This is a genomic window from Streptomyces inusitatus (genome assembly GCF_014651115.1).
Lineage (GTDB): Bacteria > Actinomycetota > Actinomycetes > Streptomycetales > Streptomycetaceae > Streptomyces > Streptomyces amakusaensis.
This window is the reverse complement of the sequence record NZ_BMWG01000007.1, coordinates 249226-261996: the sequence shown is the minus strand read 5'-3', so window position 1 is coordinate 261996 and position 12771 is coordinate 249226. Positions and strand designations below refer to the sequence as shown.

General features: G+C 72.2%; 8 protein-coding genes. 3 read left to right on the top strand and 5 right to left on the bottom strand.

All coding sequences use genetic code 11. The annotated features are described in order from the left end of the window. Entirely contained in the window at positions 1-1638 is a 1638-nt protein-coding gene (locus IE247_RS14945) for an ABC-F family ATP-binding cassette domain-containing protein (protein ID WP_190123611.1), read from the bottom strand. Between the two features lie 412 nt (positions 1639-2050). On the opposite strand from IE247_RS14945, the gene IE247_RS14940 reads away from it, so the two are divergent. Next, positions 2051-4798 (top strand): tetratricopeptide repeat protein, encoded by a 2748-nt coding sequence (locus tag IE247_RS14940; RefSeq protein ID WP_190123573.1) that lies wholly within the window; start codon positions 2051-2053, stop codon positions 4796-4798. Positions 4799-4836: 38 nt separating this feature from the next. On the opposite strand, the gene IE247_RS14935 is transcribed toward IE247_RS14940, so the two are convergent. Then, on the bottom strand, positions 4837-5373 hold the full coding sequence (locus IE247_RS14935; RefSeq protein WP_190123572.1) for a hypothetical protein: 537 nt from the start codon (positions 5371-5373) through the stop codon (positions 4837-4839). A 63-nt stretch (positions 5374-5436) separates the two neighbouring features. Here IE247_RS14935 and IE247_RS14930 point away from each other — a divergent pair, with 63 nt between their 5' ends. Next, on the top strand, positions 5437-6414 hold the full coding sequence (locus IE247_RS14930; RefSeq protein WP_190123571.1) for an FAD-dependent oxidoreductase: 978 nt from the start codon (positions 5437-5439) through the stop codon (positions 6412-6414). 98 nt (positions 6415-6512) lie between these two features. Here the strand turns inward: IE247_RS14930 and IE247_RS14925 are convergent, their stop codons facing one another. The 3 genes from IE247_RS14925 to IE247_RS14915 form a co-directional block, all read right to left on the bottom strand. Further along, positions 6513-8234: a BCCT family transporter gene (locus IE247_RS14925; protein ID WP_190123570.1), complete on the bottom strand. Its 1722-nt coding sequence runs from the start codon at positions 8232-8234 to the stop codon at positions 6513-6515. A gap of 84 nt (positions 8235-8318) precedes the next feature. Beyond that, on the bottom strand, positions 8319-9599 hold the full coding sequence (locus IE247_RS14920; RefSeq protein ID WP_190123569.1) for a M14 family metallopeptidase: 1281 nt from the start codon (positions 9597-9599) through the stop codon (positions 8319-8321). Beyond that, positions 9596-11575 (bottom strand): Xaa-Pro dipeptidyl-peptidase, encoded by a 1980-nt coding sequence (locus IE247_RS14915; protein ID WP_190123568.1) that lies wholly within the window; start codon positions 11573-11575, stop codon positions 9596-9598. The genes IE247_RS14920 and IE247_RS14915 overlap by 4 nt, the downstream gene beginning before the upstream one ends. Before the next feature lie 186 nt (positions 11576-11761). Here IE247_RS14915 and sph point away from each other — a divergent pair, with 186 nt between their 5' ends. Further along, complete coding sequence (sph, locus tag IE247_RS14910) at positions 11762-12769, top strand: sphingomyelin phosphodiesterase (protein WP_190123567.1); 1008 nt, start codon at positions 11762-11764, stop codon at positions 12767-12769. Positions 12770-12771: the final 2 nt, after the last annotated feature.

The window sequence follows — 12771 nt, the reverse complement described above, 5'->3', positions numbered from 1 at the left end:
TCAGCTCTCGGTGATCCTTCCGTCCGTCACCTGGATACGGCGGGTGGTGCGCACCGCCTCCAGCATCCGGCGGTCGTGGGTCACCAGCAGCAGGGTGCCGTCGTACGAGTCGAGCGCCGACTCAAGCTGTTCGATCGCGACGAGGTCGAGGTGGTTGGTGGGCTCGTCCAGTACGAGGAGGTTGACGCCCCGGCCCTGGAGCAGCGCGAGCGCGGCCCGGGTGCGCTCCCCCGGGGAGAGCGTGGTCGCCGGGCGCAGCACATGGGCCGCCTTCAGCCCGAACTTGGCCAGCAGGGTGCGCACCTCCGCCGGCTCGGTGTCGGGGACGGCGGCGCAGAAGGCGTCCAGCAGGGTCTGGGGGCCGTGGAAGAGGCCCCGGGCCTGGTCGACCTCGCCGACGACGACACCCGGGCCGAGGTGGGCCGAGCCCGAGTCCAGGGGGAGCCGGCCCAGCAGGGCGGCGAGCAGGGTGGACTTGCCGGAGCCGTTGGCTCCGGTGATGGCGACGCGGTCGGCCCAGTCGATCTGGAGCGAGGCGGGTCCGAAGGCGAAGCCGCCGCGCCGCACGGCGGCCTCGCGGAGTGTGGCGACGACGGAGCCCGAGCGGGGGGCGGCGGCGATCTCCATCCGCAGCTCCCACTCCTTGCGGGGCTCGTCCACGGTGTCGAGGCGCTCGATCATGCGCTGGGTCTGGCGGGCCTTGGCGGCCTGCTTCTCGCTGGCCTCGCTGCGGAATTTACGGCCCAGTTTGTCGTTGTCGCCCGCCTTGCGGCGGGCGTTCTTGACGCCCTTGTCCATCCAGCCGCGCTGCATCTGGGCGCGGCCCTCCAGCGCGGACTTCTTGTCGGCGTACTCCTCGTACTCCTCGCGGGCGTGCCGCTTGGCGGTCTCCCGCTCCTCCAGATAGGCGGTGTATCCGCCGCCGAAGAGGGTGACCTGCTGCTGGGCGAGGTCGAGTTCGAGGACCTTGGTGACCGTGCGGGTGAGGAACTCTCGGTCGTGGCTGACGACGACGGTCCCGGCGCGCAGTCCGCGCACATAGCTCTCCAGCCGGTCCAGGCCGTCGAGGTCGAGGTCGTTGGTGGGCTCGTCCAGGAGGAAGAGGTCGTAGCGGGAGAGCAGCAGGGAGGCGAGGCCCGCGCGGGCGGCCTGGCCGCCGGAGAGCGCGGTCATCGGCAGATCGAGGCCGACGGTGAGTCCGAGCGTGGCGGCGGTGTCCTCGGCGCGCTCGTCCAGGTCAGCGCCGCCGAGCGCGAGCCAGCGCTCCAGGCTGGTGGCGTAGGCGTCGTCCGCGCCGGGCGCGCCCTCGACCAGGGCGGTGGTCGCCTCGTCCATGGCGGTCTGGGCGGCGGCGACGCCGGTGCGGCGGGCGAGGAACTCCCGTACGCTCTCGCCCGCGCGGCGCTCGGGCTCCTGCGGGAGGTGGCCGACGGTCGCGGCGGGCGGCGAGAGCCTCAGCTCTCCGTGCTCGGGGCGGTCGAGCCCGGCGAGCAGCCGGAGCAGGGTGGATTTCCCGGCTCCGTTGACGCCGACGAGACCGATCACATCGCCGGGCGCGACGACGAGATCGAGGCCGGTGAAGAGCGAGCGGTCGCCGTGGCCTGCGGCGAGATCCTTGGCGACGAGGGTGGCAGTCATCAGACTCCCGATCCTAAGGGAGGGTTTTCGAAGCGGTGTCGTCCGCCCGGGTGGGGGCCGGGGCGTTCGGGGTCTCGGCTGGTGCCGGGTGGGCGGGTGTGGCTCGGTGTGCGGCGGGGGCCGCTGGTTTCAGGGAATGGGTTCAGGTCGTTCTTCCGGAGCGGGCGGGGCTGTGGTGGAGGGCTCACTCCGAGCCCCCGGGAGCGCGGACCTCCCGGCATCCGGGAGGTATGAGCCATTCCGTCTCTGTGCGACAGCAATGCACTCTCTGTTCGATTTCCGGTGCGGATGGGGTGTGGTCTGCTGTGCAGCGCTCGGCAGAACCGTTTCTTTACCCGCCGCCCGGGAGGGGGGCTGCTTCCCCCTGCCCGGGGCGGGTCCGCTTTCACCTTCTCTGAGAGGAGTACGGGGCATGGGGTTCATGCGGTACAAGACAACCGGCTACAACTGGGTCCAGGCGTATCCGGCGGGCGGCGAGTGGCGGCTGCTGTTCGGGCGGGGCGGCGAGGGCGCCCTGGTCAGCGAGCAGCGGCTGGTCAGCTGGGAGCACATGAACGCCATCGTGCCGAAGCTGAACGGCGTCACACGGCTGGCGCACAGCGACTGCGCGCTGCTGCTGTCCCGCCCCGGGGAGTCCTTGCAGGGCCTGTTCTTCTGGGGCGACAGCGTCGAGCGGTACGACTGGGAGCAGGGGCGGAGCCTGGGCGAGGCGCCGTGGACCACGCTGGGGAACTGGGGCACCGCGCTCCCGGCCGGCTACCGCTCGCAGATAGACGCCTTGTTACCGGCGCCCGACGGGGCGGGCGGAACACGGCAGACGTATTTCTTCAAGGGCGGGCGGGTCCTCACCCTGAACTGGTCCACCGGGGTGGTGCGCGAGGCGCTGATCAGCGAGGGCCCGGACGCCTCGGGGGCCGCCGGCTGGGCGGCGCTGCCGCAGGACTTCCGCGAGAACCTGGACCATGTCGCGGCGTACAAGACCGCGCCCGACGGGACCCGGCAGAGCCTGCTGATCAAGGGCACCCAGGGCGTTCTGCTGAACTGGAAGACCGGCGTCCTGGCCTCCGGGGCACTGGACCGGCTCGGGGTCCCCGGGCTGGCCGCGCTCCCCGAGCCCTACCGCACGCCCATCCGCCCGGTCACCGGCCGCTGGACCGGCGCCAACGGCAACCAGCGGATCGAACTCCGCGTCGACCTGGAGGGCGAGCGGCCACTGGGCGTGATCAGCGGCGATCTCTTCACCGGCGACACCTGGACCGACTCCTTCCGCACCACCGCCGAGCTGACCGTCATACCCAGCTCCAACCGCTTCCTCCTCCACCAGCCGGGTCTGTCCTGGGCGAACAACTCGCCCCTGACCAACCTCACCCTCACGCTCCCCCGGCTCGCCGTGAACAGCGGCAGCGGCAACTCCGTCATCATCTTCGACGCGCCCGGCGGCGCCCAGACATACTTCAGCTGCAACTACGTGGGCCCGGCGCTGCGGTCGGTCGAGCTGGAGACCGATGCCATCGCGGGAGAGACCGTCTTCCAGAGCTATGACACCTCACGCCACCAGGGGCCGCGCGGCTACCGCAACCGGGTGGTGACCGTCGCCTCCGCCTACGCCGAGGCCGGAATCGAGCTGAAGAACGCGGGCCAGGTCAACACGGTGGCCAACACCTCCGGCGCCGATCTCCAGTGGTCCATCGCCGAGCTGCACGCCGCCATGACCGCCAACTTCAGCCTTCACCGCGATGTGGAGCAGTGGAAGATCTGGGCCTTCGTCACCAGCCGGAGCTCCGACGTCTACGACGCGGCCGGAATCATGTTCGATGCCACGGGCAGCCACCGTCAGGGCATGGCCATCTTCAACCACAACCTGCGGGACAACAACAGCATCGGCGGCGCCGTCGAGATGTTCGCCTATGTGCATGAACTAGGACACGTCTTCAATCTGCTGCACTCCTGGCAGAAGCACCTCGGGACACCCCCGGCCCCGCTGGGCTCGAACAACGGCTACGCCGATCTCTCCTGGATGAACTACCCGTCGTACTACGCCAACGGCGCCCGCGCCGAGGCCGGGCACTTCTGGCAGGACTTCCCCCTCTCCTTCACCGACGACGAACTGCGCCACCTCCGCCACGGCTTCTACCGCCACATCGTGCCCGGCGGCAGTGACTTCGCCGCGAACTCCGCCCTCGTCAACCCCGCCCCCTCCCCTGAGGCTCTCGTCCTGCCCGGTGCCCCCGAGGACCCCGGCCTGACCCTCTCCCTGGGCGGAAAGCAGTACTTCGGCTACGGCGAACCCGTCATGGCCGAACTCCGTCTCTCCCGCACCGGGGTGACCGGGGACGTGACCGTGGCCGCGGCGATCGGCCCGAAGGCCGAGCGCACCACGATCGTGATCACCGACCCCTATGGCCGCATCCGGGCCTTCCGTCCCATCGCGCGCTCCTGCTCCGGACACGGACCCCAGGAGCGGACCGTCACCCTCACCGAGGCGAACCCCGCCGTCTACGAGACCGCCTATCTCGGCTACGGCAGCGACGGCCTCTACTTCGCCGAGCCCGGCACCTACCAGGTCACCGCCGTCCACACCGGCCTCGACGGCGCCCGTACGGTCTCGCCCACCCGGACCATCCGGGTCCGTACCCCCCTCGACCGCGCCGACCAGGAAGTCGGCGAGCTTCTCACCGGCGACGACCAGGGCACCCTTCTCGCCTTCCTCGGCTCCGACGCACCCCACCTCACCAGCGGCAATGACGCCCTCCAGGAAGTGATCGAGCGTCACGGCGACCACCCGCTCACGGCGTACGCCCGCCTCGCGCGGGGCGCCAACGCCGGACGCCACTTCCAGACCATCGGCGACGGCCGCCTCCAGGTCCGGCAGCCGGACATCGCCGAATCGGTCACCCAGCTCACCGAGGCGATCACCACCTCCAGCGCCGACCCCGACACCGGCCTCGACAACCTCACCCTCAACGCCGCCTTCCGCCGCCTCGCCACCGTCCACGCCAAGGCCGGCGACCTCGAACGCGCCGACGCCACCCTCGACAGCCTCGTCACCCACTTCCACGACCAGGGCGTCCCCGCCCATGTGGAGCAGCGCATCCAGGAACAGGCCGACACCGCCCGCGCCCGGATCCACGAAGCCGCCGGAGAGCAGCCCGCCTCCTGACGCACCGGCCCCGGGGGCCGGCGGGTGGGCGAGCCGTCTCAAGCGCGGCTCGCCCACCCCTCCGTGCGCGGAAGACCTCGCCCCTCCGGGGGAATCGGCTGTCTGCCGGTGGCGCTGCCGTCGGTCAGGGGTCTCAGGGCGGCGCGGTAGAGGTCGCCGCGGAAGCGGAAGGGGCCCGTTCCGGGGTAGCCGTCGGGGTCCGGGTCGGGGTGGAGGGAGGTCTGCCAGGCGAAATCGCGCCAGATGACGTCCGGCCCGGCCCGTTCGACGACGGCGGTGACCATGCCGCACTCCAGCGACCGGCACTCGGGGCAGCCGTAGAGAGGGCATCGTCCGCCGCCCGGCGGAGCGGGCCGTTCCAGCAGCAGGGCGGGCACCCGGTCGGTGAGGATCACCGGGCGGACGTCGGCCGCGAGCGGGGAGACCGCGCCGGAGTCGCTGAGCAGCAGGAGCAGGGGCCGCCCGTCGACGATGAAGTCCATGAAATCCCGGTGCGCGGGCTGAGCGCCGTCCGACAGGACTCCCCCGGTCCGCATCACCGGCGCCAGCCCGAAGGTCGCGTACTCGGCAGACATGTGCCGAGTATCCCCGGCCGCCGGCGGTGCCGGGGCGGGGTGCCGCTTCGCTACGGTCGCCGTATGAGCGGCGATGTGATCGTGGTGGGGGGCGGGGTCAGCGGGCTGACGACCGCCGTGGTGCTGGCGGAACGCGGTCTGCGGGTGCGCGTCTGGACCCGGGAGGAGGCGGAGCGGACGACGTCGGCGGTGGCGGGCGGGCTGTGGTGGCCGTACCGGATCGAGCCGAAGGAGCAGGTCGCCGACTGGGCGGCGACGACCCTGCGGGTGTACGAGGAGTTCTCGCGGCGGCCGGACGAGACGGGCGTACGGCTGGTCCCGGGAGTGCTGGCCGGGCAGTCGCCCACCGCGCTGGGGGCGTGGTCGGCGCAGGTGGCGGGCTTGCGCGCGGCTCGCCCCGATGAGCTGCCCGGCGGACACACGGAGGGGGTACGGGCGCGGGTGCCGCTGGTTGACATGCCTGCTCACCTGGGGTGGCTGCGGCGGCGGCTGGAGGCGGCGGGCGGCTCGGTGGAGCTGCGCGCGGTGCGTTCACCGGCCGAGGCCGTCGAAGCGGCCACGGCCGCGGGTGCGGCGGGGACGGTGGTCAACTGCGCCGGGCTCGGCGCGCGGGAGCTGGCCCCGGACGAGGGGGTGCGGCCGGTGCGGGGTCAGCTTGTGGTGGTGGAGAACCCGGGCGTGGAGACATGGTTCGTCGTGGCGGACGGGGAGTCGTCGCGTACGACGTATCTGCTGCCGCAGCCGGGCCGGCTGATCCTGGGCGGTACGGCGGAGGACGGCGACTGGGGCACGGAGCCGGTGCCCGCGACGGCGGAGGCGATCGTGGCGCGCTGCGCCCGGATACGCCCCGAGGTGGCCGGGGCCCGGATCCTGGCCCATCGGGTGGGGCTGCGCCCGGCCCGGGCGGCCGGGGTCCGTATCGAGCGGGAGACCCTGCCGGGCGGCGGGACGCTGGTCCACAACTACGGCCACGGAGGCGCGGGCGTCACGGTGGCGTGGGGCTGCGCCCGGGCGGCGGCCGCCCTGGTGCCGGGCGGCTGACCCGTACCCCGTAGCACCGCCGCGCGCTTCGAGAGGGGGGTACGGAACCGGCGGGCCCGGCCCGCCGGTTCCGTACGGCCGCTTCGGTACGGCTACGGCTACTTCGGGCCCACCGGGTCCCGGCCGTCCGCAGGGCCGTCGCCGGGGCCGATGCGGATCTCGAAGCCGCCGTCGTACTTCTCATGGCCCGCGATCACCGCCGACTCGACCATCTCGGTGCCCATCTCGCCGCGCACGATCAGCGGATCGTGGCGCAGATCGCGCATCAGGGCCACGCACATGCCCACCATCACGACGACGAAGGGGGCGGCCACGAGGATCGTCAGATTCTGGAGGCCCGCCAGGGCGTCGCCGGTGCCGTTGCCGATGAGGAGCATGATCGCCGCGACCGCGCCGGTCACCACGCCCCAGAAGACGACGACCATCCGGGAGGGCTCGAAGGTGCCCTTCTGGGAGAGGGTGCCCATCACCACCGAGGCGGCGTCAGCGCCGGAGACGAAGAAGATGCCGACCAGGACCATCACCAGCAGGCTCATCGTGGTGGGGATCGGGAACTGCTGGAGCACCGCGAAGAGCTGGCCCTCGGGCGTCGCCTTGTCGCCGAGCCGGCCGTCGTTCTGGAGGGTCATCGCGGCCCCGCCGAAGACCGCGAACCAGACCAGGCTGACCGTGCTGGGCACCAGGATGACTCCGCCGACGAACTGACGGATCGTCCGGCCCCGGCTGATCCGCGCGATGAACATGCCGACGAAGGGCGTCCAGGAGATCCACCAGGCCCAGTAGAAGACGGTCCAGCTCCCCAGCCAGTCGGCCACGCCCTCGCCGCCGGTCGCCTCGGTGCGCCCGGCGAGCTGCGGGAGTTCGCCGAAGTAGGAGGCGATCGAGGTGGGGAGCAGATCGAGGACGATGATGGTGGGTCCGGCGACGAAGACGAACAGGGCCAGCACCAGCGCCAGCACCATATTGGTGTTGGAGAGCCACTGGATGCCCTTCTCGACCCCGGAGACGGCGGAGACCACGAAGGCGACGGTGAGCACCGCGATGATGCCCACGAGCAGTCCGGTGCCGGTCTTCTCCATCCAGCCGAGTTCATTGAACCCGCTGCTGATCTGGAGCGCGCCGAGGCCGAGCGAGGCGGCGGAGCCGAAGAGGGTGGCGAAGATCGCCAGGATGTCGATGAAGCGGCCGACTCCGCCGTGCGCGTGGCGTTCGCCGATCAGCGGCTCGAAGACGGCGCTGATCGTCTGCCGCCTGCGGCGGCGGAAGGTGCTGTAGGCGATGGCGAGCCCGACGACGGCGTAGATCGCCCAGGGGTGGAGCGTCCAGTGGAAGAGGGTGGTCGCCATGGCGATCTCCATCTTGTCCCCCGCGTCCTGGGGGTCGGTCCCCGGCGGCGGGGAGATGAAGTGCGCGAGCGGCTCACTCACCCCGTAGAACATCAGTCCGATGCCCATGCCGGCGCTGAACATCATGGCGACCCAGGAGACCGTGCGGAACTCGGGCCCCTCGCCCTCCTGGCCGAGCGGGATCTTGCCGTAGCGGCTGACGGCGAGCCAGAGGGCGAAGACCACGAAGCCGGAGGCGCCGAGCACGAAGGCCCAGCCGCCGTTGTGGATGAGCCCGTTCAGCATGGCGCTGGAGATGTCCTGCAGCGCGTCGGTGGCGATCGATCCCCAGACCACGAAGGCCAGGGTGAGAACGGCGGTGACTCCGAAGACCACGCGGTCCGTCGAAGGGTGCCCGGTCTCCTGGGGATGACCGGGGAGTTCGGCCTTCTCGGGCCTCGCTCCCCGGTCGTCCGGTCCTTTTTCGTGCGACACGAGTGGCGCCTTTCAGGGTTTGCGCGGAACGAACTGCTTTGTGCTCCCGCTACCCCCTACCACAGGTAATGCACATGACCGGGGTCAACAGGCGGTAATGGGATGTCCCTTTGTGAGATGGAATGTCGCCCGGGAGTCCAGCAGCAGCGGAATCAGCTTCCGCCGCGACTGGCGCAGGGGCACGAACACCCCGTCGCCGTCGGGCCTGGACACGACTCCGTGCAGCGCCAGCTCGTCCCGGACCCGCTCGTACTGCGCGGCGTCCAGCCGATAGCCGCAGGGCGGGTCCGCGAGGATCTCGCCGGGGCCCGCCGGATCGTTGTCCGCGCCGCCGAGATGGACCGGGCCCCGGTCCCGCAGCCCCTCCAGCCGGGCCGCCGAGGTCGCCCCGGCGATCTCGGCGCGCCGCTCCCGCGCGAAGGTGAGCAGCCCGTCCACCGCGATGAGCTGACTGCCGACCCTGCGCCGGTTGTTCAGCGCCTCGTCCGCCTTCTCCTCCTCGGTCAGCGGGTCGACCCGGCTCTCCACCAGCAGTCCGATCATGCTCTTGACCCCCGAGGCGTTGCGCAGGATGCGCTCCTGACCGTCGCCCGCGACCTGGCGGATCGGGTCCCCGGTCTCCGGGTCGGTCCAGATGCCGTACGTGCCGGTGGTGTAGCCCTCCTCGCGCGCCGCCGCGCGGACGTACCGCCCGGAGAGGGTCTTCGACTCGTGGTGCACCTCGGGGTGGGTGTTGAGATTGCGCGGCCACAGGTCGAACAGCTGCTTGTCGTAGTACGGCGGGGTCGCGCCGTACTCGTGCAGGTCGTAGACGACGTCCGGCCGCCGGTCCCGGACGGCGAAGGCCAGCGCCCGCCCCTCGGCGGTCCTGAGCGCGAGATGGTCGCGGTTGATGTCGACGCCGTCGGAGTTGCCCCGGCTGTCGGCGGCCCGTCCGTCCGGGTTGGCGGTGGGGACGACCAGCACCCGGGTGTGCTCCAGCAGTCGGCGGGTGTCGCGGTCCCGGTCGAAGGCGAGGTCGCGGACGGTGGTCAGACAGGCGTCCCGGCCGGCGGGCTCGTCGCCGTGCTGGGAGCAGACCAGCAGTACGGAGACGGCGGCCCGCGGGTTTCCGACGCTGACGAGCCGGATCGGCCGACCCTGCCGGGTGGTGCCGATCCGGGAGACCGAGACCCGGTCGCTCGCGTGGTCGACGGAGGCGAGGAAGTCCCGCTCCTCGGCCTCGCTGGTCCAGCGGGCCCCTTCGCTCCGCTCGAAACCGGTGCGCGGCGGACTGTGGGTGGCCTGGGCGGGGGCGGTGATCAGGGGCGCCGCGAGCGCGGCGGCCAGCGCGGTGACCGCGACCGCGCGGTCGCGCCGCTTCATCGGGCCTCGCCTCCCGGGACCGGCCGGAGCGGGCGCGGACCGGCGACGCCTTCGAGCCCGGCCCCGTCCCCGGCGGGGGCGGCGGCCGAGGGTCCGGCGGCGCGGGCGAAGGCGGGCGCGCCGCCGACGACCGGCAGCCTCGCCGAGGTGCGCGCGAGGTCGACGGTGAGCGTCGGGGTGCTCGCCGGAGGTTCGATCAGATCCCGGTCGGTGCCCGCGAGGATCAGCGCCAGCCGGTGGCCTGCCGGGACCACATGGTCGGCGGCGTGCAGGTCGAGGGTGATGGAGTGCGCCTTGCCGGGGGTCAGCGGACGGCCCCTGCCCGCGTCGGCGTAGGTGCCGAGATCGGCCCAGCCCCGGCTGAAGACGGTGAGGTCGACGGCCTTGGTGCGGGCCTTCGTCTCCTTGTAGCAGGAGCTGTCGCCGGGGGCGCTCGCCCCCCAGCAGGTGCGCTCGGGAAGGGTGGTGATGCCCTCGCCGGACGCCGCGTAGTCGCGGATGACAGCCGGTCCTAGGTCGACGAGGACCGCCGAGAGATGGGCGGTCTCGGTGTTCGGGGTGACGGTGACCTTCACCGCGGAGGATCCGGAGAGCCGCAGATCATGTGTGAGGGGGCCGGTGACGAAGCCGGCCTTGGCCGGGGTCGGGCGGTCGACGGCGGAGGCCCAGTCGATCTCGTCCAGGCTCCGGTCGTCGGTGAAGGTCTCGGCCGCGCCGGGGCGGGCGGGCTTCGGCGAGAGGGTGCCGACGCCCGGGACCGTGCCCTCGCCGGGGCTCACGGTGGTGACGGCGGTGGCGCGCGGCGGCCAGTGACGGTCCGTGGACCAGCGGTCGGGTGCGCGCTCGATGTCGGCCATGGGTTCGTCCTCGACGCCGTTGTCGTAGCCGAGGAGATAGTGGTCGAACCAGCGGTGCAGGGTGTCCACCCACTCGGCGCGCCGGAAGTCGAAGGGGTCGACATGGCCGGCCTGGGAGAGCCAGACCTTCCGCTCCACGCCCGCGTCGGCGAGCGCGTCCCACCACTGTCCGAAGTGCTTGGCGCGGACATTGAGGTCCTGCATGCCGTGGACGGCGAAGACGCTGGCCCTCACCCGGTCGGCGTCGGGCACATGGTCGCGCTCCTGCCACAGCCGGGTCAGATCGCCGCTGCGCGGAGCGCCGTCGATCAGCCGCTGCCGCACGGCCCCGCAGCGCTCGCGGGCGCCGGGGCTGCCGACGTAGCGGGAGAGCCAGTCGGGTCCCGAGCCGAAGAGCGGCGCGCCCTGGGCGAAGTAGTAGTCGTACCAGGAGGAGATCGCGCCGATCGGGACGATGGTCCTCAGGCCCTCGACACCGGTGGCGGCGACGCCGTTGGCGATGGTCCCGTCGTAGCTCTTGCCGATCATCCCGGTGTCGCCGTTGCTCCAGGAGGCCCGGGCGCGCTCGTCGCCGGTACGGCTGGTGTAGCCCTTGGCGCGGCCTCCCAGCCAGTCGACCACGGCCTTGGCGGACTGAATGTCGGAGCGGCCCCCGACATCGGCGCAGCCGTCGGAGCGGTTGGTTCCGGCGAGGTCGACGGCGGCGAAGGCATAGCCGCGCGGGACGAAGTAGTTGTCGTAGTGCAGGGGTAAGAGGACCGGGTTCCCGCGGGCGTCGTACGTCTTGCGCTGGCTCTCGTTGCCCCGGCCGCAGCAGGCGTAGTAGGGGCTGGCGTCCATGATGACCGGGATCCGCCGGCCCTGGCTCGCGGGCTCCCGGGGCCGGACGATGTCGACGGCCACCCGGTCTCCCCGTCCGTCGCCGTCGCCGTCGAGCCGGGTGTCCACCCAGACGGACTCGCGGATCGCGTTCTCGTACGAGTGGACGGGCTCGCTCCGCAGCGGTCCCGGGGCGGCCTGCGCGCCGGGCGGCGAGAGGAGCATGGACATCAGGGCGGCCGAGGCCGCCGCCACGAGCGATCTGTACGTCAAGCGGGTGACCCGCGCACCTATCGGCATGGGCGGACCGTACTCCCCGGTGGTGACGCGGCGACAGGGGGCGGGAGGACCGCGGTGCGCGGTGGGGCGGGCGGCGCGGGACGGATCGTGATGTGCGGGCAAGATTCCGGACACCTGGGTATTACCCGACGGTAACTGGTGCTGCTTTGATGGCCGTTCACCCCCTCCTCGACGTCAGGAGTCCTCATGCGGCGACCCTCGCTCCGCCGGTTCACCGCCCCCGCCCTGGCCGTGGCGCTCGCCGCGACCGCCTTCGCCGGGTCGGCGGTCCCGGCCGCCGCCTCCGCCCCCGCCTCCGCCCCCGCTCCGGCGGAGGGCCGTACGCCGGGGCTCTCGGTGCTGTCGTACAACGCCTTCCTGTTCTCCAGGACCGTCTCCCCCCACTGGGGGCAGGACCACCGGGCGTCCGCGATCCCCGCCGCGCCCTTCTTCCAGGGCCATGACGTGGTAGTGCTCCAGGAGGCCTTCGACAACTCCTCGTCGGACGCGCTCAAGCGGCACGCGGCCGACCGCTATCCGCATCAGACGCCGGTGCTGGGCCGGTCCACCTCGGGCTGGGACGACACCGGCGGTGCGTACTCCGCCCTGACGCCGGAGGACGGCGGGGTGACGGTGCTGAGCAAGTGGCCCGTCGTCCGCCGGGAGCAGTACGTCTACCGGGACGGCTGCGGCTCGGACTGGTGGTCGAACAAGGGCTTCGTGTACGCGGTGCTCGATGTGAACGGGGTCCGGGCGCATGTGGTGGGCACCCACGCTCAGTCCACCGACCCGGGCTGCCGCGCGGGCGAGGCGGCCCGGGTGCGGGCCCGGCAATTCCGCGAGCTGGACTCCTTCCTCGACCGCAAGGCGATACCCGCGTCCGAACAGGTGGTGGTGGCGGGCGATCTGAATGTGGACTCGCGGAGCGCGGAGTACGCCTCGATGCTCGCGGACGCGGGGCTGGCCGGGGCGGACGCCCGCACCGGGCACCCGTACTCCTTCGACACCGCGCGGAACTCGATCGCCGCCGAGCGCTATCCGGAGGATCCCCGCGAGGATCTCGACTACGTCCTGCACCGCGCCGGGCACGCGAGGCCGGCGGGCTGGGCCAATGAGGTGATCGAGGAGCGGAGCGCGCCGTGGACGGTCTCCGCCTGGGGGCGGACCCGTACGTACACCCATCTCTCCGACCACTACCCGGTGATCGGACGGTAGGG